The organism is Streptomyces sp. NPDC023527 (genome assembly GCF_055560115.1).
In genome coordinates this window covers 484747-510655 of the sequence record NZ_JBVHJJ010000003.1, presented here as the reverse complement: position 1 = coordinate 510655, position 25909 = coordinate 484747, and the positions used below count along the sequence as shown (strand labels likewise).

The following is a 25909-nucleotide window of genomic DNA, read 5'->3' as shown; positions in this document are numbered from 1 at the left end:
AGGCTGAGTCGATGAACGACCAACAGAAGCTTCTCGACTACCTCAAGCGCGTCACCTCCGACCTGCACCAGACGCGCCAGCGGCTGAAGGACGTCGAGGCGGCGCAGTCAGCGCAGGCCGCCGCGCAGTCCGAGCCCATCGCCATCGTCGGCATGGCCTGCCGCTTCCCCGGCGGCGTCGGCTCCCCGGACGAGCTGTGGAAGCTGGTCGCCGAGGGCGCCGACGGCATCTCGCCGTTCCCTGAGGACCGCGGCTGGGACGTCGAGTCGCTGTACGACCCCACCGGCACCAAGCCCAGCACGTCCTCCACCCGCCACGGCGGATTCCTGCACGAGGCCGCGGACTTCGACCCCGACTTCTTCGGCATCAACCGCCGTGAGGCGCTGGCGATGGACCCGCAGCAGCGTCTGCTGCTGGAGACGTCCTGGGAGGCCGTCGAGCGCGCCGGCATCGACATCGAGTCGCTGCGCGGCAGCCGCACCGGCGTCTTCGCGGGCATCGCCTACCACGACTACGCCACCGTCCTGGAGAACACCGAACCCGAGGGCATCGACGGCTACTTCGGCACCGGTACCTCCAGCAGCGTCGCCTCCGGCCGCATCTCGTACGTCCTCGGCCTCGAAGGCCCCGCCGTCACCATCGACACCGCCTGCTCGTCGTCCCTGGTGGGCCTCCACCTCGCGATCCAGACGCTGCGGTCCGGGGAGTGCGACCTCGCGCTGGCCGGTGGCGCCACGGTGATGGCCACGCCGGGTTCGTTCGTCGACTTCTCGCGGCAGGGCGGTCTCGCGCCGGACGGACGCTGCCGGTCGTTCGCGGCCGGGGCGGACGGTACGGGCTGGGGCGAGGGCGTCGGCATGCTGCTGGTGGAGCGCCTGTCCGACGCCCGCCGCAACGGTCACCCCGTGCTGGCCGTGGTCCGGGGTTCCGCGATCAACCAGGACGGTGCCAGCAACGGCCTCACCGCCCCCAACGGCCCCTCGCAGCGGCGCGTGATCCGCCAGGCCCTCGCCGACGCCGGGCTGTCCGCCGTCGAGATCGACGCCGTCGAGGCGCACGGCACCGCCACCGTCCTCGGCGACCCGATCGAGGCCCAGGCGCTGCTCGCCACGTACGGGCAGAACCGCCCCGCCGGCCGCCCGCTGTGGCTCGGCTCGTTGAAGTCGAACATCGGGCACGCGCAGGCCGCCGCCGGTGTCGGTGGCGTGATCAAGATGGTCATGGCGATGCGCAACGGCGTCCTGCCGAAGACCCTGCACGTCGACGCGCCCACGGACCAGGTGGACTGGTCGGCGGGCGCGGTCGAGCTGCTGACCGAGGCCCGCGAGTGGGCGGTGGCCGAGGGGCGTCCTCGGCGTGCGGGTGTGTCGTCGTTCGGGTTCAGCGGTACGAACGCGCACGTGATCGTGGAGCAGGCTCCGGCGGAGGAGACCGCTGAGGCCGCTGGTGACGTTGTTCTGCCGGTGGTGCCGTGGGTGGTCTCCGGGAAGACGGCGGAGGCGCTGAGCGCCCAGGTCGCCCAGGTGCGGGAGGCCGGTGCCGGCCTCGACCCCCGCGATGTCGGTTTCACCCTGGCGACGGCGCGGACGCAGTTCGAGCACCGGGCTGTGGTGGTGGGCGAGCAGGTCGTCTCGGGCCAGGTGACCGAGGGGAAGCTGGCCGCGCTGTTCACGGGGCAGGGTGCGCAGCGGGCCGGGATGGGGCGTGAGCTGTACGCGGCCTATCCGGTGTTCGCGGAGGCTTTCGACGCTGCGTGTGCTGCGCTGGGTCTGGATGTCAGGGTTCTCGATGACGCCGGGTTGTTGGCTCGTACGGAGAACACGCAGCCTGCGCTGTTCGCTGTCGAGGTGGCGCTGTTCCGGTTGGTCGAGTCGTGGGGTGTGCGTCCGGACTTTGTCGCCGGTCACTCCATTGGTGAGATAGCTGCGGCGCACGTCGCCGGGGTGTTCTCCCTGGAGGACGCGGGGAAGCTGGTCGCCGCGCGGGCGCGCCTGATGCAGGCGCTCTCTGCCGGTGGCGCCATGGTGTCGCTGCGTGCCACTGAGGCCGAGGTTCGTGCTCTGCTCGTCGACGGTGTCGACATTGCGGCGATCAACGGCCCGTCGTCCGTGGTGATTTCGGGCGATGAAGCTGCGGTCGAGCAGGTGGCGGCGCACTTCGAGAAGTCTCGCCGCCTGAACGTTTCGCATGCCTTCCACTCCCACCGCATGGACGGCATGCTGGCGGACTTCCGTACGGTCGCCGAGTCGCTGACGTACGCCGCTCCGGCGATCCCCGTGGTCTCCAACGTCACGGGTGCAGTGGCCACCGATCTCACTTCTCCCGAGTACTGGGTCCACCACGTCCGCGAGGCCGTCCGCTTCGCCGACGGCATCCGGACGCTGCACGGCCAGGGTGTCCGTACGTTCCTGGAGCTGGGCCCCGACGGCGTCCTGTCGGCCATGGCGCAGGAGTGCCTCGCCGACGCCGAGGACGTCGCCTTCGTACCAGCCCTCCGCAAGGACCGCCCCGAAGCGGAGACCCTGGTCACCGCCCTCGGCCGGCTCCACATCACCGGCGCCCGAGTCGACTGGCAGGCGTTCTTCGCCCGCACCGGCGCCCGCCTCGCCGAGCTGCCCACCTACCCCTTCCAGCACCAGCGCTACTGGCCGCAGGGTTCGGTCTACGGCAAGGGTGTCTCCGGGCTGGGGCTCGGCTCGGCCAATCACCCGTTGCTGGGTGCTTCGGTGATGCTGGCGGGTTCGGGGGAGTTCCTGTTCACGGGGCGGCTCTCGCTGCTCTCGCACCCGTGGCTCGCGGACCGTACGGTCCTCGGCGCGGTGGCCGTCGCCGAGTCGGCCTTCGTGGAGCTGGCCGTCCGCGCCGGTGACCAGGTCGGTTGCGACGTGCTCGACGAGCTGACGATGGAGGCCCCGCTCGTCCTGCCCGAGCGCGGCGGCGTCCACGTCCAGTTGACCGTCGAGGCGCCTGACGCGGACGGCCGTCGCCGCCTGAGCGTCTACTCGCGCCCCGAGGACGAGACCGACGACCAGCAGTGGACCCTGCACGCCACAGGTGTGCTGGCTGCCGCTGCCCAGCCGTCCTTCCCGGCCGCCGGGCCGGAGTCCTGGCCGCCGGCCGGGGCCGAGCCGGTCGACGTCGCGGGTGTGTACGAGCGGCTGGCCGTCGAGGGCCTGGAGTACGGGCCGGTCTTCCGGGGGCTGACGGGCGTGTGGCGCCGTGGCGACGACGTCTTCGCCGACGTCGCCCTGGCCGAGGAGCTGGGGACGGACGCCGGTGCGTACGGGATCCACCCGGCGGTCCTGGACGCCGCGTTCCAGGCGGTCGCGCTGGCCGGCGCCGCGCCCACCGGTGGCCCGGCCGTGGCGCACGCGCTGCGTGGTGTGACGCTGCACGCCTCGGGCGCGGCGCGACTGCGCGTGCGGGTCAGCCCGTCCCGTGCGGACGGCGGCGTCTCCGTGGCGGTCGCTGACGGGGCGGGAGCCCCGGTGGTCTCCATCGACTCGCTCGCCCTGCGCACGCTCACCGCCGCCGACCTCGACTCCGCCACCCACTACGTCGATTCGCTGTTCCGGCTGGAGTGGCAGCCGCTCGTGGCAGCCGCGTCCGGTGATCTCACGTGGGCGGTGCTCGGCGACGACACTTCGTACGCGATCGACGGCGCGGGAGAGCCCGCGACCGGCGTGTTCGCCGACCTGTCGGGCCTCGCGGACCGGCAGAAGCCGGGCGGCACCGTCCCGGCCGTCGTGCTCGCCGCCTGCCCGTCCGGTGCCGACGACGCCCACGCGGCGGCCCACTGGGCCCTCGGCCTCGTACAGGACTGGCTGGCCGACGCCGCCTTCGCTTCCTCCCGTCTGGTGATCGTGACGCGCGGCGGCGTTTCCGTCGACGCGGCCGAGCCCGTGGCGGACCTGGGCCACGCCGCCGTCTGGGGCCTCATCCGCTCCGCGCAGACGGAGAACCCCGACCGCGTCGTGATCGTCGACGTCGACGCGGCCGCCGACACCGCCGCCGTCGTCGTCCCGGCCGCCGCGCTCGCGTCCGACGAGCCGCAGCTGGCGGTACGCGGCGACGCCGTGTACGTCCCCCGCATCGCCCGCGCGACCGCTCCGGAGACCGAGCCCACCAACCACTGGGACGCCGACGGTACGGTCCTGATCACCGGTGGTACGGGTGCGCTGGGCACGCTCGTGGCCCGGCACCTCGTGACCACGCACGGCGTCCGCCACCTGCTGCTCACCAGCCGTCGTGGCCCCGACGCCCCCGGCGCCGCCGAGCTGCGCGAGGAGCTGGCGGCTCTCGGCGCCGAGGCGACCGTCGCCGCCTGCGACATCGCCGACCGTGACGCGCTGGCCGCACTGCTCGCGTCCGTGCCCGCCGAGCACCCCCTCACCGGCGTCGTCCACACCGCCGGAGTCATCGACGACGGCACCATCGACGCGCTCACCCCGGCCCGTATCGACGCCGTCTTCCGCCCCAAGGCCGACGCCGCGCGGAGCCTGCACGAGCTGACCGCCGGCCTGGACCTGACGGCCTTCGTCCTCTTCTCGTCCGCCTCCGGCACGTACGGCAGCCCCGGCCAGGGCAACTACGCCGCCGCCAACGCCTACCTCGACGCCCTGGCCCTGAACCGGCGCGTCGCCGGGCTCCCCGGCGTCTCGATGGCCTGGGGCGCCTGGGCCGCCGCCGACGGCATGACCGGCACGCTGAGCGACGTCGACATCAAGCGCATGGAGCGCGACGGCGTCACCCTGCTGGGCGCCGAGGACGGCATGGCCCTCTTCGACGCCGCGCACGACGCCGAGGACGCCCACACGCTCCCGATGCACTTCGACCCGTCGGTGCTCGCCCCGATCGCCGACGAGGTCCCGCCGCTGCTGCGCGGCCTGGTGCGCGTACCGCGCCGCCGCGTCGCCTCGGCCGGTACGGCGGTCGCCGACGCCCTGACGCAGCGGCTGGCCGCCCTGCGCGAGTCCGAGCGCGAGGGCGTACTCCTCGAACTGATCCGTACGAACGTCGCGGCGGTCCTCGGATACGCCGGGCCGGAGACGGTCGACTCCGAGCGCTCGTTCAAGGAGATCGGCTTCGACTCCCTCACCGCCGTCGAGCTCCGCAACCGCCTCAACACGGCGACCGGCCTGCGCCTGCCCGCGACCCTCGTCTTCGACTACCCGACGCCCCGCCTCCTGACGGAGTTCGTCGGTGAGGAACTGGCCGGTGGCCTCGCCGCACAGGCCGCCCTGCCGGCGGTCGCCGCGCGTGCCGCCCTCGACGACGACCCGATCGCCATCGTGGGCATGGCCTGCCGCTACCCCGGCGGTGTCACCTCCCCCGAGAGCCTCTGGGACCTCGTCCTCAACGGCCGCGACGGCGTGACCGGCTTCCCCACCGACCGTGGCTGGGACGTCGAGGGCCTCTACGACCCCGAGCCGGGCGTCCCGGGCAAGATCTACGCCCGCGAGGGCGGCTTCCTGCACCAGGCCGGCGACTTCGACCCCGGCTTCTTCGGCATCAGCCCGCGCGAGGCGCTGGCGATGGACCCGCAGCAGCGGCTGCTGCTGGAGACGACCTGGGAGACCATCGAGCGCGCCGGCATCGACCCGACGGCCCTGCGCGGCAGCCGCACCGGTGTGTACGCCGGCGTCGGCTACCACGACTACGGCACACAGACCGCCGTGATCCCCGAGGACGTCGAGGCGTTCCTGGGCACCGGCACGTCCTCCGCCGTCGTCTCGGGGCGCGTCTCGTACGCGCTGGGCCTCGAGGGTCCGGCGGTGACGGTGGACACGGCGTGCTCGTCGTCGCTGGTCGCGCTGCACCTCGCGGTGCAGGCGCTGCGACAGGGCGAGTGCGACATGGCGTTGGCCGGTGGTGTGACGGTGATGTCGACGCCGGGTGCGTTCATCGACTTCTCGCGTCAGCGGGGGTTGGCGGCGGATGGTCGCTGCAAGGCGTTCGGTGCTGAGGCGGATGGCACCGGTTGGGCCGAGGGTGTCGGCATGCTGCTGGTGGAGCGGCTGTCGGATGCTCGTCGGAATGGTCACCGGGTGCTTGGTGTCGTCCGGGGCTCGGCGATCAACCAGGACGGTGCGTCCAATGGTTTGACGGCGCCGAATGGTCCCTCCCAGCAGCGGGTGATCCGGCAGGCGCTGGCGTCGGCGGGTCTGACCGCTGCGGAGGTCGACACGGTCGAGGCGCATGGCACGGGCACGGTTCTGGGTGACCCGATCGAGGCGCAGGCGCTGCTTGCCACGTACGGGCAGGAGCGGGGCGAGGGTGGCGAGCCGCTGTGGCTCGGGTCGCTGAAGTCCAACATCGGGCACAGCCAGGCGGCTGCCGGTGTCGGTGGCGTGATCAAGATGGTCATGGCGATGCGGGCCGGCGTGCTGCCGAAGACCCTGCACGCCGATGAGCCGTCGCCGCACATCGACTGGTCCGAGGGCGCGGTCGAGCTGCTGACGGATGCCCGGGAGTGGCCGGAGAGCGAGCGGCCTCGGCGTGCGGGTGTGTCGTCGTTCGGGTTCAGCGGTACGAACGCGCACGTGATCGTGGAGCAGGCTCCGGCGGAGGAGACCGCCGAGGTCGCCGTCGAGCGGGTGTTGCCGGTTGTGCCGTGGGTGGTGTCGGGGAAGACGGCGGAGGCGCTGGATGCGCAGGTCGCCCAGACGGTCGGCGCCGCTGCCGATCTGAATCCGGTGGATGTCGGTTTCACGCTGGCGACGGCGCGTGCGCAGTTCGAGCACCGGGCTGTGGTGGTGGGCGAGCAGGTCGTCTCGGGCCGGGTGCTGGGCGGCAAGGTCGCTGCTCTCTTCACCGGACAGGGTGCCCAGCGGCCGGGAATGGGTCGTGAGCTCTACGCGGCGCACCCGGTGTTCGCCGAGGCTTTCGACGCTGCGTGCGCGGCGTTGGGCCTGGATGCCGCTGTTCTCGATGACGCCGAGCTGTTGGCTCGTACGGAGAACACGCAGCCTGCGCTGTTCGCCGTTGAGGTGGCGCTGTTCCGTCTCGTCGAGTCGTGGGGTGTGCGGCCTGACTACGTCGCTGGTCACTCCATCGGTGAGATAGCCGCTGCGCACGTTGCCGGGGTGTTCTCGCTGGAGGACGCCGCGAAGCTCGTGGCGGCTCGTGCCGGGCTGATGCAGGCGCTGCCCGCCGGTGGTGCGATGGTGTCGCTGCGTGCCACCGAGGACGAGGTCCGGGCGGTGCTCGTCGACGGTGTCGACATCGCCGCCATCAACGGGCCGTCGTCCGTCGTGATTTCGGGTGATGAGGAGACTGTCGAGCAGGTCGCCGGGCGCTTTGAGAAGGCTCGTCGCCTGAACGTTTCGCACGCGTTCCATTCGTCGCGCATGGACGGGATGCTGGCGGACTTCCGTACGGTCGCGGAGTCGCTGACGTACGCCGTCCCGGCGATTCCTGTGGTCTCCAACGTCACGGGTTCCGTGGCCGAGGACCTCACCTCTGCCGAGTACTGGGTCCGCCACGTCCGCGAGGCCGTCCGTTTCGCCGACGGCATCCAGATTCTCCACGCCGAAGGTGTCCGTACCTTCCTGGAGCTGGGCCCCGACGGTGTTCTGTCGGCCATGGCCCAGGAGTGCCTGGCGGACGTCGAGGACGTCGCCTTCATCCCGGCCCTCCGCAAGGACCGTTCCGAAGCGGAAACCCTCGTCACCGCCCTCGGCCGCCTTCACATCACCGGCGCCCGAGTCGACTGGCAGGCGTTCTTCTCCGGCACCGGCGCCCGCCTCGCCGACCTCCCGACGTACGCCTTCCAGCACGAGCACTTCTGGCTGAGCACCTCCGCTTCCGTACCCGGTGACGTCACGGCCGCCGGGCTCGGCGTGACCGGTCACCCGCTGCTCGGTGCGGCGGTGGCGCTGCCGGATTCGGACGGGTTCCTCTTCACCGGGCGGCTGTCGCTCCGTACGCACCCGTGGCTGGCGGATCACGTGGTGGCGGGCAGCGTCCTGCTGCCGGGTACCGCGTTCGTCGAGCTCGCGATCCGTGCGGGCGACGAGGTCGGCTGCGCCGCTGTCGACGAGCTGACGCTCGAAGCGCCGTTGGTGCTCGCCGGGCACGGCGGAGTCCAGCTGCGGGTCACCGTCGGTGAGTCCGACGGCGAGGGGCGGCGTGCCCTGGCCATTCACTCGCGTCCCGAGGACGACGAGCTGTGGACGCGGCACGCGTCCGGCTTCCTGTCCGTGGCCGCCGCTGCCGGTGGTGCGGACCTCGCCGAGTGGCCGCCGGCCGGTGCGGCGCCGGTGGACATCGAGGGCTTCTACGCCGACCTGGCCGACGGTGGCTTGCAGTACGGCCCGGCCTTCCGGGGCGTAACGGGCGTGTGGCGCAAGGGCGACGAGGTCTTCGCCGAGGTGGCGCTGCCGGAGGGTGCCGACGTCGAGACGTTCGGGGTGCACCCGGCGCTGCTCGACGCCGCGCTGCACTCCATCGTGCTGGGCGGCTTCGTCGCGGGCCAGGACGGCCCGCAGCTCCCGTTCGCCTGGTCGGACGTGACGCTGCACGCCAGTGGTGCCTCCGCGCTCCGGGTGTGGATGCGCGGCACGGCCGGTGGCGGCGGTGTGACGCTGGAGATGGCCGACGCCGCAGGCGCGGCGGTGGCCTCGATCGGCTCGCTGGTGGTGCGGGCCGTTGGTACGGATCAGCTGCGCGCGGCTGACCGGGGCATGCGGGACTCGCTGTTCCGGGTGGAGTGGGTGCCGGTTCAGGCCCATGCCGCAGACGCCTCGGTGACGGTGTTGGGTTCGGATTACGCGGATCTGGCGGCGCTTGGCCAGGTCGCGTCCGTGCCGGACCTCGTCGCTGCTGTTGCCTCGGACGTTCGCGGTGTTCTGGGTCTGGTGCAGGAGTGGTTGGCCGAGGAGCGGTTCGCCGACTCCCGGCTCGTGCTGGTCACGCGGGGTGCGGTGGTCATCGCCGGGGACTCCGAGGTGGATCCGGCGCAGGCCGCTGTGTGGGGTCTGGTGCGTTCGGCGCAGTCGGAGAACCCTGACCGCTTCGTTCTCGTCGACCTCGATCAGGAGATCTGTGCCGACGTTCTCGCGCTTGTCGGGGATGAGCCGCAGGTGGCTGTGCGTGGGGGAGCGGTGTTCGCGCCGCGTCTCGCCCGCGCCTCGGTCTCGGCCGACGCTCGCCCGCAGTGGGATGCCGACGGCACGGTTCTGATCACGGGTGGTACGGGTGCGCTGGGTGCGCTCGTGGCCCGTCATCTGGTGGGCGAGCACGGTGTGCGGAGTCTGCTGCTGACCAGCCGCCGGGGCCTGGACGCCCCCGGGGCGGTCGAATTGAGCGAGGAACTCTCGGCCCTCGGCGCCGACGTGACCGTCGCTGCCTGCGATGTCGCCGACCGCGCTGCCCTGGCGGAGCTCCTCGCTTCTCACCCGGTCAAGGCTGTCGTCCACACCGCCGGTGTTCTCGACGACGGTGTGATCGGTTCGCTGACGCCGGAGCGCCTGGACGCCGTCTTCGCCCCGAAGGCGGACGCGGCCCGGTACCTGCACGAGCTGACCGCCGGCATGGAGCTGACGGCCTTCGTCCTCTTCTCCTCCGTCGCAGGCGTCTACGGCAACACCGGTCAGGCCAACTACGCCGCCGCCAACGCCTTCCTCGACGCCCTCGCCCAGCAGCGGGCCATGGCGGGCCTGCCTGCCACCTCGCTGGCCTGGGGCCTCTGGGCGGAAGCGAGCGGCATGGGCGGTGTCCTGGACACCACCCACACCTCCCGCATGACCAAGGACGGCGTCCGCGCCCTCGGCGCCCAGGAGGGCCTGGCCCTCCTCGACGTCGGCGTGGCGTCGGGCGAGCCCGTGCTCGTACCGGCTCCGCTGGACCTCGCGACCCTGAGGGCGAGCGCCTCGTCGGCCGACCTGCCGTCGCTGCTGCGCGGCCTGGTGCGGGTGCCGGTACGCCGTACCGTCGACGCCCGCCAGGCGGACTCCCTGCGCCGCCGGCTCCTCGGCCTCGCGGCCGACGACCGCCCGGCCATGCTGCTGGGCCTGGTGCGCGACGAGGTCGCGGACGTCCTCGGCCACGCGTCGGGTGCGGCGATCGAGCCGGAGCGCGCGTTCACCGAGCTCGGCTTCGACTCCCTGACCGCCGTCGAGCTGCGCAACCGCCTGAACACGGCGACGGGCCTGCGCCTGCCCGCGACCCTCGTCTTCGACTACCCCACCGCCGCCGCCATCGCCGGATACCTCGGCGAGACGGTCATCGGCGCCGAGGGCGACGGTGCGCCGGCCGCCACGGCGACCGTGGTCGCCACCGACGACCCCATCGCGATCGTGGGCATGGCCTGCCGCTACCCCGGTGGCGTCACCTCGCCCGAGGACCTGTGGGACCTGGTCGTCAACGGGCGGGACGGCGTCTCCGAGTTCCCCGTCAACCGTGGTTGGGACCTGGAGCACCTCTACGACCCGACGGGCGAGCGCGCCGGTTCCTCGTACACGCGTGAGGGCGGCTTCCTGCACGACGCGGGCGAGTTCGACCCGGCGTTCTTCGGGATCTCGCCGCGCGAGGCGATGGCGATGGACCCGCAGCAGCGGCTGCTGCTGGAGACCACGTGGGAGACGATCGAGCGGGCGGGCATCGACCCGGGCGCGCTGCGCGGCAGCCGTACCGGTGTCTTCGCGGGCGTGATGTACCACGACTACGCCACCAACATCACCGGCGGACTGCCCGAGGGCATCGACGGTTTCATCGGTACGGGCACGGCGGGCAGCATCGCGTCCGGCCGGGTGTCGTACCTGTTCGGGCTCGAAGGCCCGGCGGTCACGGTCGACACCGCGTGCTCGTCGTCGCTGGTCGCCCTGCACATGGCCGTCCAGGCCCTGCGGGCCGGCGAGTGCGACATGGCGCTCGCGGGCGGCGTGACGGTGATGTCGACACCGGCCGCGTTCGTCGACTTCTCGCGGCAGCGGGGGCTGTCGGTGGACGGTCGTTGCAAGGCGTTCGGTGCGGACGCGGACGGTACGGGGTGGGCCGAGGGTGTCGGCATGCTGCTCGTGGAGCGGCTGTCGGACGCCCGACGCAAGGGCCACCAGGTGCTGGGCGTGGTCCGGGGCTCGGCGATCAACCAGGACGGTGCGTCGAATGGTCTGACCGCCCCGAATGGTCCGTCGCAGCAGCGGGTGATCCGGCAGGCGCTGGCGTCGGCGGGTCTGACCGCTGCGGACGTCGACACGGTCGAGGGGCACGGTACGGGCACGGTTCTGGGTGACCCGATCGAGGCGCAGGCGCTGCTTGCCACGTACGGGCGGGAGCGCGGCGAGGACGGCGAGCCGCTGTGGCTCGGCTCGCTGAAGTCGAACATCGGGCACGCGCAGGCCGCTGCCGGTGTCGGCGGGATCATCAAGATGGTCATGGCGATGCGCCACGGCGTCCTGCCGAAGACGCTGCACGTCGACGAGCCGTCGCCGCACATCGACTGGACCGAAGGGGCCGTTGAGCTCCTCGCCGAGGCTCGTGACTGGCCGGAGACGGCCGGGCGTCCGCGTCGGGCGGGCATCTCGTCCTTCGGCTTCAGCGGTACGAACGCCCATGTCATCGTCGAGCAGGCACCGGCGGCGGTCGAGGTCGCCGTTGGTGAGCCTGTCGCGCTGCCCGTGGTTCCGTGGGTGGTGTCGGGGAAGACGGCGGAGGCGCTGGACGCGCAGGTCGTTCAGATCGTTGAGGCTGCTGCCGATCTGAATCCGGTGGATGTCGGTTTCACGCTGGCGACGGCGCGTGCGCAGTTCGAGCACCGGGCTGTTGTGGTGGGCGAGCAGGCGGCCAAGGGCCGGGTGCTGGGCGGCAAGGTCGCTGCTCTCTTCACGGGGCAGGGGGCGCAGCGTGCGGGGATGGGGCGCGAGCTGTACGCGGCGTATCCGGTGTTCGCCGAGGCGTTTGACGCCGCGTGTGGGGCGCTGGGCCTGGACCAGGCCGTTCTCGACGATGCGGAGCTGCTGGCCCGTACGGAGAACACGCAGCCTGCGCTGTTCGCCGTTGAGGTGGCGCTGTTCCGTCTCGTCGAGTCGTGGGGTGTGCGGCCGGACTTCGTTGCCGGTCACTCCATTGGTGAGATCGCTGCTGCGCATGTGGCGGGTGTGTTCTCGCTGGAGGATGCGGGGAAGCTGGTCGCCGCTCGGGCGCGCCTGATGCAGGCGCTGCCTGCCGGTGGTGCCATGGTGTCGCTGCGGGCGACCGAGGCCGAGGTTCGTGCTCTGCTCGTCGACGGTGTCGACATTGCCGCGATCAACGGCCCGTCGTCCGTGGTGATCTCGGGCCATGAGGAGGCTGTCGAGCAGGTAGCGGCCCACTTCGAGAAGGCCCGGCGCCTGAACGTCTCGCACGCGTTCCATTCGTCGCGCATGGACGGGATGCTGGCGGACTTCCGTACGGTCGTGGAGTCGCTGACGTACGCCGCTCCGGCGATCCCCGTGGTCTCCAACGTCACGGGTTCCGTGGCCGAGGACCTCACCTCCCCCGAGTACTGGGTCCGCCACGTCCGCGAGGCCGTCCGTTTCGCCGACGGCATCCAGACCCTCCACGCCGAAGGTGTCCGTACCTTCCTGGAGCTGGGCCCCGACGGTGTCCTGTCGGCCATGGCCCAGGAGTGCCTGGCGGACGTCGAGGACGTCGCGTTCGTACCGGCCCTGCGCAAGGACCGGCCCGAAGCGTCTGCCCTGGTCACTGCCCTCGGCCGTCTCCACATCACCGGCGCCCGCGTCGACTGGTCGGCGTTCTTCGCCGGGACCGGTGCCCGACGTGTCGACCTGCCGACGTACGCCTTCCAGCACCAGTCCTACTGGCTCGAAGGCCAGCCCACCCAGGGTGACGTCGAGTCCGCCGGCCTCGGTGCCGCCGGGCACGCGATGCTCGGGGCTGTCGTTGCGCTGCCCGACTCGGACGGTTTTGTCTTCAGTGGGCGGTTGTCGCTCCGTACGCACCCGTGGCTGGCCGATCACGCGGTGGCGGGCAGTGTCGTGCTGCCGGGTACGGCGTTCGTGGATCTGGCGATTCGTGCGGGTGACGAGGTCGGTTGCACGGCCGTCGACGAGCTGACGTTGGAGGTTCCCCTCGTTCTGGCCGAGCGCGATGGCGTGCAGCTGCGCGTGCTGGTCGGGGAACTGGACGAGTCCGGCCGTCGCGCCCTGGCCGTGTACTCGCGGCCCGAGGCCGCGCCGGAGGACGAGGCATGGACGCGGCACGCGTCCGGCCTCCTGACCGTGGCTGTCCCTGCCGGTGGTGCGGATCTGTCGGTGTGGCCGCCGGCCGGTGCGGAGGTCGTCGGGATCGACGGGCTCTACGCGGGCCTGGCGGAAGCGGGACTGGAGTACGGCCCGGTCTTCCAGGGTGTGACGGCGGCCTGGCGTCGTGGCGACGAGGTCTTCGCCGAGGTGGCGCTGCCGGACGGCACGGACGTGGCTTCGTACGGCCTGCATCCGGCGCTCTTCGATGCCGCGCTGCACGTCAACGCGTTGAGCGTGGGGACGGGTTCGGACCTGCCCGAGCTGCCGTTCGTGTGGCGTGGGGTGTCGCTGGCGGCTGCTGGCGCTTCCAGCCTGCGGGTGCGGTTGGTTCCGGGGGTGGAGGGCTTCGCGCTGGAGCTGGCCGATGCCGCCGGTGCCGCTGTGGCGTCGGTGGAGTCGCTCGTCGTGCGGCCGATCGCTGCCGATCAGCTGCGCGCGGCCGACCGGGCTCTGCGGGACTCGCTGTTCCGCGTGGAGTGGGTGCCGGTCGCGGCATCGGCCTCGGATGCTCCGGTGGTGGTGCTGGGTTCGGATGACGCGGACCTGGCGGCGCTTGGCCAGGTCGCGTCCGTGCCGGATCTCGTCGCTGCTGTTGCCTCGGACGTTCGCGGTGTTCTGGGTCTGGTGCAGGAGTGGTTGGCCGATGAGCGGTTCGCCGACTCCCGGCTCGTGCTGGTCACGCGGGGTGCGGTGGTCATCGCCGGGGACTCCGAGGTGGATCCGGCGCAGGCGGCTGTGTGGGGTCTGGTGCGTTCGGCGCAGTCGGAGAACCCCGGTCGTTTCGTCCTCGTCGACCTCGATCAGGAGATCTCTGCCGACGTTCTCGCCCTTGTCGGGGACGAGCCGCAGGTGGCTGTGCGGGGCGGTTCCGTCTTCGCGCCGCGTCTCGCCCGCGCCTCGGTCTCGGCCGACGCTCGCCCGCAGTGGGATGCCGACGGCACGGTTCTGATCACGGGTGGTACGGGTGCGCTGGGCGCACTTGTGGCCCGTCATCTGGTGGGCGAGCACGGTGTGCGGAGTCTGCTGCTGACCAGCCGCCGGGGCCTGGACGCCCCCGGGGCGGTCGAATTGAGCGAGGAACTCTCGGCCCTCGGCGCCGACGTGACCGTCGCAGCCTGCGACGTCGCCGACCGCGACGCGCTGGCGGAGCTCCTCGCTTCTCACCCGGTCAAGGCTGTCGTCCACACCGCCGGTGTTCTCGACGACGGTGTGATCGGTTCGCTGACGCCGGAGCGCCTGGACGCCGTCTTCGCCCCGAAGGCGGACGCGGCCCGGTACCTGCACGAGCTGACCGCCGGCATGGAGCTGACGGCCTTCGTCCTCTTCTCCTCCGTCGCCGCCACCCTCGGTGCCGCCGGCCAGGGCAACTACTCGGCCGCCAACGCCTACCTGGACGCCCTCGCCCAGGAGCGCGCCGCCGCCGGCCTGCCCGCCACGTCCCTCGCCTGGGGTCTGTGGGAAGACGCCGACGGCATGGCGGGTGCGCTGGACACGGCACACACCTCCCGCATGGGCGACAACGGCATGCTCGCCCTGACGCCCGCGGCCGGGCTCGCTCTCTTCGACGCCGCGGTGGCGTCGGACGAGGCCGTGCTCGTACCCGTACCGATGGACCTGCGGGCCATGGCCAGGGGCGGCGGCGAGGTGCCGCCGTTGCTGCGGGGCCTGGTGCGGGCGCCGGTGCGTCGTACCGTCGACGCCCGTCAGGCCGAATCGCTCCGTCAGCGGCTCCTCGGTCTTCCTGAGGAGGAGCGGGCGGGTCTGCTGCTCGACCTGGTCCGTACGGAGGTGGCCGGGGTCCTCGGCCACGCGTCGAACGCGGCCGTCGAGCCGGAGCGTGCCTTCACGGAGCTCGGTTTCGACTCCCTGACCGCCGTCGAGCTGCGCAACCGCCTGAACACGGTCACCGGCCTCCGGCTGCCCGCGACCCTCGTCTTCGACTACCCCACCGCCGCCGCCATCACCGATTACCTCGGTGGGACGATCCTCGGCGCGGGAGACGACGACGCGGCGGCCGTTGCCGCCACCGTGGTGGCGGCCGACGACCCGATCGCGATCGTGGGCATGGCCTGCCGCTACCCCGGTGGCGTCACCTCGCCCGAGGACCTGTGGAACCTCGTCCTCAACGGGCGCGACGGCGTCACCCCCTTCCCGGACAACCGCGGCTGGGACCTGGAAGACCTCTACGACCCGGAGCCGGGTCTGCCGGGCAAGAGCTACGCCCGTGAGGGCGGCTTCCTGCACGACGCGGACGAGTTCGACCCGGCGTTCTTCGGCATCTCGCCGCGCGAGGCGCTGGCGATGGACCCGCAGCAGCGGCTGCTGCTGGAGACCACGTGGGAGGCCGTCGAGCGGGCGGGCATCGACCCGGCCGCCCTGCGCGGCAGCCGCACCGGTGTCTTCGCCGGCGTGATGTACCACGACTACGCCACCGGCCTGACGGGTGCGGAGCCCGAAGGCGTCGACGCCTTTGTCGGTACGGGCACGGCGGGCAGCGTCGCGTCGGGCCGTCTTTCCTACGTCTTCGGGCTCGAAGGCCCGGCGGTGACGGTGGATACGGCGTGTTCGTCGTCGCTGGTGGCGCTGCACATGGCGGTTCAGGCGCTGCGGGCCGGTGAGTGCGAGATGGCGCTGGCCGGTGGTGTCACCGTCATGTCGACACCGGGTGCGTTCATCGACTTCTCGCGTCAGCGCGGCCTGGCGGCGGATGGTCGCTGCAAGGCTTTCGGCGCGGATGCGGACGGCACCGGTTGGGCCGAGGGTGTCGGCATGCTGCTCGTGGAGCGGCTGTCGGACGCCCGTCGGAACGGTCACCAGGTGCTGGGCGTCGTGCGCGGTACGGCTGTCAACCAGGACGGCGCCAGCAATGGCCTGACCGCCCCGAACGGCCCGTCCCAGCAGCGGGTGATCCGGCAGGCGCTGGGCACGGCCGGTCTGTCGCCGGCCGATGTCGACGCCGTCGAGGCGCACGGTACGGGTACGACGCTGGGTGATCCGATCGAGGCGCAGGCGCTGCTTGCCACGTACGGGCAGGAGCGGGCCGGTGACGAGCCGCTGTGGCTGGGCTCGCTGAAGTCCAACGTCGGTCACAGCCAGGCCGCCGCCGGTGTCGGCGGAATCATCAAGATGGTCATGGCGATGCGCCACGGCGTGCTGCCGAAGACGCTGCACGTCGACGAGCCGTCGCCGCACATCGACTGGTCCGAGGGCGCTGTCGAGCTCCTCTCGGAAGCCCGTGACTGGCCGGAGACCGGGCGTCCGCGTCGCGCGGGCATCTCGTCCTTCGGCTTCAGCGGCACGAACGCCCACGTCATCGTCGAGCAGGCACCGGCGGCCAAGGCCGTTCCGGTCGCCGACGATGTCGTTCTGCCGGTGGTGCCTTGGCTGGTGTCGGCGAAGTCGCCGGAGGCGCTGGACGCGCAGGTCGCCCAGACCGTTGAGGCCGCTGCCGATCTGAACCCGGTGGATGTCGGTTTCACGCTGGCGACGGCGCGTGCGCAGTTCGAGCACCGGGCCGTGGTGGTGGGCGAGCAGGTGGTCAAGGGCCGGGTGCTGGGTGGCAAGGTCGCCGCGCTCTTCACGGGGCAGGGGGCGCAGCGGGCCGGTATGAGCCGCGAGCTGTACGCCGCTTACCCGGTGTTCGCCGAGGCTTTCGACGCTGCGTGTGGGGCGCTGGGCCTGGACGTGGCGGTGCTGGACGATGCGGAGTCGCTGGCTCGTACGGAGAACACGCAGCCTGCGCTGTTCGCGGTCGAGGTGGCGCTGTTCCGTCTTGCCGAGTCGTGGGGTGTGCGTCCGGACTTCGTTGCTGGTCACTCCATCGGTGAGATAGCCGCTGCGCATGTGGCGGGTGTGTTCTCCCTGGCCGACGCCGGGAAGCTCGTCGCTGCCCGTGCCTCGCTGATGCAGGCGCTTCCCACCGGCGGCGCGATGGTCTCCCTGCGTGCCACCGAGGCCGAGGTACGAGCCGTTCTGATCGACGGCGTCGACATTGCCGCTATCAACGGTCCGTCGTCCGTGGTGATCTCGGGTGACGAGGCTGCGGTCGAGCGGGTCGCGGCCCACTTCGAGAAGGCCCGCCGCCTTAACGTCTCGCACGCTTTCCACTCCCACCGTATGGGCGGGATGCTGGCGGGCTTCCGAGCCGTAGCCGAGTCTCTGACCTACAGCGTCCCTGCGATACCGGTCGTCTCCAACGTCACGGGCGAACTGGCCCAGGACCTCACTTCTCCCGAGTACTGGGTCCGCCACGTCCGCGAGGCCGTCCGCTTCTCCGACGGCATCCAGACCCTCCACACCGAAGGCGTCCGCACCTTCCTGGAGCTGGGCCCCGACGGCGTCCTGTCCGCCATGGCCCAGGAATGCCTCCCGGACACGGACGACATCGCCTTCATCCCCACCCTCCGTAAGGACCGCCCCGAGCCGACCACCCTGGTCACCGCCCTCGGCCGCCTTCACATCACCGGCGCCCGAGTCGACTGGTCGGCGTTCTTCGCCCGCACCGGCGCCCGCCTCACCCACCTCCCCACCTACCCCTTCCAGCGGCAGTCCTACTGGCTCGAGGCCGCTGCGACCAGCAGTGATGTGACCTCTGTCGGCCAGGGCTCGGCCGATCACCCCATCCTGGGTGCCGTTGTCGCGCTGCCCGAGGGCTACTTGCTCACCGGCAGGCTTTCTCTCCGTACGCACCCGTGGCTGGCCGATCACGTCGTCGCGGGCAGCGTCCTGCTGCCGGGTACCGCGTTCGTGGAGCTCGCGATCCGCGCGGGTGACGAGGTCGGCTGCACGACCGTCGACGAGCTGACGCTGGAAGCGCCGCTCGTACTGGCCGAGCGCGATGGCGTACAGCTCCGCGTCCTGATCGGCGAGCTGGACGAGTCCGGTCGTCGTGCTCTGGCCGTGTACTCGCGGCCGGAAGGCGCGCCGGAGGACGAGGCGTGGACGCGGCACGCGTCCGGCTTCCTGACCGCCGGTGTGGCCACCGTCGGCGCGGACCTGGCCGAGTGGCCGCCCGTCGCCGCCGAGGTCATCGACGTCGACGGGTTCTACGCCGGGCTCGCCGAGGCGGGACTGGAATACGGTCCCGTCTTCCAGGGCGTGACCGCCGCTTGGCGCAAGGGTGATGCGGTCTACGCCGACGTGGCACTGCCCGAGGGCACCCCCGGCGTCGGCACGTTCGGGGCGCACCCCGCCCTGCTCGACGCCGCGCTGCACGCCATCGCGCTCGGCGACTTCGTCACCGAGACGGATGCGAACGGGCCCGTCCCGCGTCTGCCGTTCGCCTGGTCGGGTGTCACCCTGCACGCCGGTGGAGCCACCGCCCTGCGTGTCCAGATGCGTGCCACGCCCGACGGTAGTGGTGTGGCACTGGAGTTGGCCGATACGGCCGGCAGGGCCGTGGCGTCGGTTGATTCGCTGGTCGTACGGCCGATCGTCGCCGACCAGCTGCGGCAGGCCGACCACTCGACCCGGGACGCGCTGTTCCGCGTGGAGTGGGTGCCGGTCGCTGCTTCGGCTGCGGACGCTCCGGTGGTGGTGCTGGGTTCGGATCACGCGGATCTGGCGGCGCTGGGGCAGGCCGCATCCGTGCCGGATCTGGTCGCCGCCGTTGCCTCGGACGTTCATAGTGTCCTGTCCCTGGTGCAGGAGTGGCTGGCCGATGAGCGGTTCGCCGACTCCCGCCTCGTCCTGGTGACCAAGGGCGCGGTGGCGACCACCGCCGGCGCCGACGTCGATCCGGCTCAGGCCGCCGTCTGGGGCCTGGCCCGCTCCGCCCAGTCCGAGAACCCCGACCGCCTGGTCCTCGTCGACCTCGACCAGGAGCTCACCCCTGAACTCCTCGCTGTCGTCGGCGACGAGCCGCAGGTGGCCGTGCGTGGCGGAGCCGTCTTCGCGCCGCGCCTGGCGCGGGCGGCCGTCGCCGCTGAGGGGCCCGCATCCTGGGGCGCCGACAGCACCGTCCTGATCACGGGTGGCACGGGTGCGCTGGGCGCCCTCGTGGCCCGGCACCTGGTCACCGCGCACGGGGTGCGGCACCTGCTGCTCACCAGCCGCCGTGGCCTCGACGCCCCCGGCGCCGCCGACCTCCGCGACGAACTCACGGCTCTCGGTGCCGACGTGACCGTCGCCGCCTGTGATGTCGCCGACCGCGACGCCCTGGCAGAGCTCCTCACCTCCCACCCCGTCACCGCCGTCGTCCACACCGCCGGTGTCCTCGACGACGGTGTGATCGGTTCGCTGTCTCCGGAGCGCCTCGACGCCGTGTCCGCCCCGAAGGCGGACGCTGCTCGGCACCTCCACGAGCTGACGAAGGACATGGACCTGTCCGCCTTCGTTCTCTTCTCCTCTGCCGCCGGTGTCTTCGGCAATCCGGGTCAGGGCAACTACGCGGCCGCCAACGCCTACCTGGACGCCCTCGCCCAGCAGCGTGCCGCCGCCGGCCTCCCCGCCACGTCCCTCGCCTGGGGCCTGTGGGACGACACCGAGGGCACCGGCGGCATGGGCGGGGAGCTCGACACCGCCCACGCCTCCCGCATGGGCGACACCGGCGTCCTCGCCATCGCGCCCGCGCAGGGCCTCGCCCTCTTCGACGCCGCCGTGGCGTCGGGCGAGGCACTGCTCGTACCCGCGCCGCTCGACCTCCGGGCCATGGCCCGGGGCGGTGGCGAGGTGCCGCCGCTGCTGCGCGGTCTCGTACGCGGGCCGGTGCGCCGGACCGCCGACTCCCGCCAGGCGGAATCGCTCCGCCGGCGGCTGCTCGCCGTCCCGGAACACGAGCGCGCGAACCTGCTCCTCGACCTGGTCCGTACCGAGGTCGCCGACGTCCTCGGCCACGCCTCGAACGCGGCCATCGAGCCGGAGCGGGCGTTCACGGAGCTCGGCTTCGACTCCCTGACCGCCGTCGAGCTGCGCAACCGCCTCAACACCGCCACGGGCCGCCGCCTCCCCGCGACCCTGGTCTTCGACTACCCGACCGCCGCCGCCCTCGCCGACCACCTCGGCGAGGCGGTCCTCGGCGCGAAGGAGGACGCCGCCGCCGTCTCCACCGTGGTGGCGGTCGACGACCCCATCGCGATCGTCGGCATGGCCTGCCGCTACCCCGGCGGCGTGACCTCGCCCGAGGACCTCTGGGACCTGGTCGTCAACGGCCGTGACGGCATCTCCGCCTTCCCGACCGACCGGGGCTGGGACCTGGAGAACCTCTACGACCCGACGGGCGAGCGCCCGGGCACCTCGTACACGCGGGAAGGCGGGTTCCTCCACGAGGCCGCCGACTTCGACCCCGGCTTCTTCGGGATCAGCCCGCGTGAGGCCCTCGCCATGGACCCGCAGCAGCGACTGCTCCTCGAAGCGACCTGGGAGGCCGTCGAGCGGGCCGGCATCGACCCGACCGCGCTGCGCGGCAGCCGTACGGGCGTCTTCGCCGGTGCGATGTACCACGACTACGCCTCCGGTGTCGGGGCCACCGCGCCCGAGGGCGTGGACGGCTTCCTGGGCACCGGTACCTCCGGCAGTGTCGTCTCCGGCCGCCTCTCGTACGTCTTCGGGCTCGAAGGCCCGGCCGTCACCGTCGACACCGCCTGCTCGTCGTCGCTGGTCGCCCTGCACATGGCCGTTCAGGCCCTGCGCGGCGGCGAGTGCGACATGGCGCTCGCCGGTGGTGTGACGGTCATGTCGACGCCGGGTGCCTTCATGGAGTTCTCCCGCCAGCGGGGGCTCTCCGCCGACGGGCGCTGCAAGGCGTTCGGCGCGGCCGCCGACGGCACGGGCTGGGCCGAGGGCGTGGGCGTGCTGCTCGTCGAGCGGCTGTCCGACGCCCGCCGCAAGGGTCACCGCGTCCTCGCGGTGGTCCGTGGCACGGCGATCAACCAGGACGGTGCCAGCAACGGCCTGACCGCGCCGAACGGTCCGTCCCAGCAGCGCGTCATCCGGCAGGCCCTGGCCGGCGCCGGGCTCCGGGCGTCCGACATCGACGCCGTCGAGGCGCACGGCACGGGCACCACGCTGGGTGACCCGATCGAGGCGCAGGCGCTCCTCGCCACGTATGGGCAGGAGCGCACCGGTGACGAGCCGCTGTGGCTCGGCTCCCTGAAGTCGAACATCGGTCACAGCCAGGCGGCTGCCGGTGTCGGCGGGATCATCAAGATGGTCATGGCCATGCGCCACGGCGTCCTGCCGAAGACCCTGCACGTCGACGAGCCTTCCCCGCACATCGACTGGTCGGAAGGCGCGGTCGAGCTCCTCACCGAGGCCCGGGACTGGCCGGAGGCGGCTGGGCGTCCGCGTCGCGCGGGCATCTCGTCCTTCGGGTTCAGCGGTACGAACGCCCACGTGATCGTCGAGCAGGCCCCGGTCGAGCCCGCTGTCGAGAGTGCTGCCGCGCTTCCGCCGGCCGTCGTCCCGTGGCTCGTCTCCGGCAAGTCGCCGGAGGCCCTCGACGCCCAGGTCGCGCGGGTGCGGGAAGCCGCAGCCGACCTCAACCCCCTCGACGTCGGCTTCACCCTCGCCACGGCACGTGCGCACTTCGACCACCGCGCCGTCGTGGTGGACGACCAGGCGCTCACCGGCCGTGTGCTCGGCGGCAAGCTCGCCACGCTCTTCACCGGCCAGGGCGCGCAGCGGGTCGGCATGGGGCGTGAGCTGCACGCCGCGTTCCCGGTGTTCGCGGAGGCGTTCGACGCCGCCTGCGCGGCGCTCGGCCTGGACCGGGCGATCCTCGACGACGCCGAGCTGCTGGGCCGTACGGAGAACACGCAGCCCGCGCTGTTCGCCATCGAGGTCGCGCTGTTCCGCCTCGTCGAATCCTTCGGCGTCCGGCCCGACTTCGTCGCCGGTCACTCCGTCGGCGAGCTGGCGGCGGCCCACGTCGCCGGGGTGTTCTCGCTGGAGGACGCGGGCAGGCTGGTCGCGGCCCGGGCCGCGCTCATGCAGGCGCTGCCCGAAGGCGGTGCCATGGTGGCGATCCGCGCCTCCGAGGCCGACGTACGAGCGGTGCTGCTCGACGGCGTCGACATCGCCGCGGTCAACGGCCCCACCTCGGTCGTCATCTCCGGTGACGAGGAGGCCGCCCTTGAGGTCGCCGCGCTGTTCGAGACGAAGAAGCGCCTGAACATCTCGCACGCCGCCCACTCCCACCGCATGGACGGCATGCTGGCGGGCCTCCGGGCCGTCGTCGACAGCATGACGCTGCACGCTCCGACGATTCCGGTCGTCTCCAATGTGACGGGCGGGGTCGCCGACCCCGAGGACCTGTGCTCCGCCGACTACTGGGTGCGGCACGTCCGCGAGGCCGTCCGCTTCTCGGACGGTATCCAGACGCTGCACACCGAAGGCGTCCGTACGTTCCTGGAGCTCGGCCCCGACGGCATCCTGTCGGCCATGGCGCAGGAGTGCCTGCCGGACATCGACGCGGACACCGACGCGAACACCGACGACATGGCGTTCATCCCGGCACTGCGCAAGGACCGCCCGGAGCCGGCCGCCCTGGTCACCGCTCTGGGCCGGCTCCACGTCGCCGGGGCGCGCGTCGACTGGTCGGCGTTCTTCGCCGGCACCGGCGCCCGCGTCGCCGACCTGCCCACCTACCCCTTCCAGCACGAGTCGTTCTGGCTGGAGGCCACGGCGGGCGCCGGTGACGCGGCGGCCGTCGGCCAGGGATCGACGGGCCACCCGCTGCTGGGCGCGGTCGTCGAACTGCCCGACTCCGACGGCTTCCTGTTCACGGGCCGTGTGTCGCTCCAGAGCCACCCCTGGCTCGCCGACCACGCCGTCATGGGTACGGTCCTGCTCCCCGGCACCGCGTTCGTGGACCTGGCCGTCCGCGCGGGTGGCGAGGCCGGTTGTGCGACGGTCGACGAGCTGACCCTCGAAGCGCCTCTGGTCCTGCCCGAGCACGGCGGTGTCCAGCTGCGCGTGACCGTCGGCGAACCGGACGACGCGGCCCGCCGCCCCGTCGCCATCCACTCGCGCCGGGAGAGCGCCGAGCCGGACCAGGCGTGGACCCGCCACGCGGTCGGCACCCTCTCGGAGGAGGGCTCCGAGGAGCCCGCTGCCGTCCCGTTCTCCTGGCCGCCGCTCGCCGCGGAAGCGGTCGACGTGGCCGCGCTCTACGGCGAGCTCGGCGTGGCCGGGCTGGAGTACGGCCCGGTGTTCCAGGGCGTACGAGCCGCCTGGCGCGGCGACGCGGAGGTCTTCGCGGAGATCGAACTCTCGGAGGAGACGCGGACGCAGGCCGGTTCGTTCGGGCTGCACCCGGCGCTGCTGGACTCGGCGCTGCACGTCATCGGCCTCGGCGACTTCGTCGAGAGCGAGCCCGGCACCCCCGCGCTCCCCTTCGCCTGGTCCGGCGTCACCATCCGCACGGCCGGCGCGGCCGTGCTGCGCGTGCGGGTGGCACGGGCCGGTTCCGGTGCGGTGAGCCTGTGGCTGGCCGACGAGGACGGCGCGCCGGTCGCGTCGGTGGAGTCGCTCGCGGTACGTCCCGTCACACCGGAGCAGCTCGCGGCGGCGGACGGCGGCGACGAGGGGCAGAACTCGCTCTTCCGGGTGGAGTGGACACCTCGGCCTGACCCCGAAAAGCCCACCCCCGGAAACCCCGCCCCCGGAAAGGACGACACCACCTGGGCGATCCTCGGCGAGGACACCTTCAAGCTGGGCGTCGCCCTCGGTGCGCGCGCCACGGCGCACGCCGCCGACCTCCCGGCACTCGCTGAAGGAACCGTCCCTGACACCGTCGTGACGTGCCTCGACGCCGTCACCGGCCCCACCCCGGCGGCCGCCGCCCGCGAAGCCGTTCAGGGCGCCCTGGAGCTCGTACGGGCATGGCTCGCCGACGACCGCTTCGGCGGCTCCCGGCTGGTGCTGGTGACGCGCGGCGCGATGGCGGGCCCGGGCGACGGGACCGTAGGCGACCTGGCCGGTGCCGCGGTGTGGGGTCTGGTGCGATCCGCGCAGTCGGAGAACCCGGACCGCTTCGCGCTCGTGGACCTCGACGAGCACGACGCGACGCTCCAGGCGTTCGCCGGGGCGCTCGGCGCCGGGGACGACGACCAGCTGGTCATCCGGCGGGGCGAGGTCTCCGTGCCCCGCCTGGCCCGTACCGCCGGAGCCCCCGCCGCACCCGGCGCGTGGCACCCCGACGGCACGGTCCTCGTCACCGGCGGCACCGGCACGCTCGGTGCGCTGCTGGTGCGGCACCTGGTCACCGAGCGCGGGGTGCGTCACCTCGTGCTGACCAGCCGCCGCGGCCTCGCCGCACCCGGCGCCACCGAGCTGCGCGACGAGCTGACCGGGCTCGGCGCGACCGTCACCGTGGCCGCGTGCGACGCGGCCGACCGGGACGAACTGGCCGCGCTGCTCGCGTCCGTACCGGCCGAGCACCCGCTGACCGCCGTCGTCCACGCCGCGGGCGTGCTCGACGACGGTGTGGTGGCGGCCATGACCGCCGAGCAGGTCGACCGGGTGCTGCGCCCGAAGGCCGAGGCCGCCTGGAACCTGCACGAGGCGACCAAGGACCTCGGTCTCGCGTCCTTCGTGCTGTTCTCCTCGGCCGCCGGTGTCTTCGGCAACCCCGGCCAGGCCAACTACGCGGCCGCCAACGCCTTCCTCGACGCGCTCGCCCAGTGGCGGCTCGCGGCGGGCCTGCCGGCGACCTCTCTGGCCTGGGGTCTGTGGGAGGAGAGCAGCGGCATGACCGGCGACCTCGGCGGCGGGGACGTCTCCCGCCTCTCGCGGGGTGGCGTCGAGGCCATGGGCTCCGACGAGGGGCTCGCCCTGTTCGACACCGCCGTGGCGCGGGACGAGGCGGTGCTCGTACCGATCCGCGTCGACCTCGCCGCCCTGCGCGAACTCGCCCGCGACGGCGGGCTGCCGCCGGTGCTGCGCGGCCTGGTCCGGATGCCGGCGCGGCGCGGTTCGCGCTCCGGTGCGGGGGCGGGCTCGGCGGCGGCGCGGGCGTTTCGCGAGCGGGTGCTTGCGGCGCCCGAGGCGGAGCGGACGGCGCTGCTGCTGGAGCTGGTCGTCGGCCAGGTCGCGGCGGTGCTCGGCTACGCGTCGCCGGACGCGGTCGACCCCGACCGGGCGTTCAGGGAGGTCGGTTTCGACTCGCTGACCGCGCTGGAACTGCGCAACCGCCTCAACGCGGCCACCGGCCTGAGGCTGCCGGCCACGTTGGTGTTCGACCACCCGACCCCGGTCGCCATCGTCGAGTACCTGGGCTCCGAGCTCAGCGGCGCGGGCAGCCAGGAGGCCGCCATCCAGTCGGTGATCGCCGAGATCGACCGGCTGGAGGCCGCCCTGACGGCCGTCGCCGCGCGGGCCGAGGCGGCCGCTGGAACCGACAGCAGTGCGAGTGCCGTCGGTGACGGCAGTGGCACCACGGCGCGCGAACGGATCGCGATCCGGCTGGGCGATGTCCTGGCCCGGCTCACCGCGGCCGAAGGCGGCGGAACGGACACGGCGGCGGAGGCCGGACAGGAAGCGATGAGGGACAAGATCGATTCTGCGAGCGACGACGAGATCTTCGACCTCCTCGACGGGTTCGGCCTGAACTGACGCACTGAACCCCTTCCCGCACAGAGCCGGGAGGCGTCCGCGCCCGGACCGCCTCCCGGCCCCCCACCCCCAGACTTCCCGGCCCGGCCGGATTCCCCAAGCAAGCCCCAAGG

At 72.6% G+C, this 25909-nt stretch carries 1 protein-coding gene; it reads left to right on the top strand.

Features of this window, described 5'->3' with window-relative positions; all coding sequences use genetic code 11:
* Positions 1–11: 11 nt before the first annotated feature.
* Positions 12–25796 carry an SDR family NAD(P)-dependent oxidoreductase gene (locus tag ACZ303_RS09070; protein ID WP_467336635.1) on the top strand — a complete coding sequence of 8595 codons (25785 nt, stop codon included), beginning with the start codon at positions 12–14 and terminating at the stop codon, positions 25794–25796.
* Positions 25797–25909: the final 113 nt, after the last annotated feature.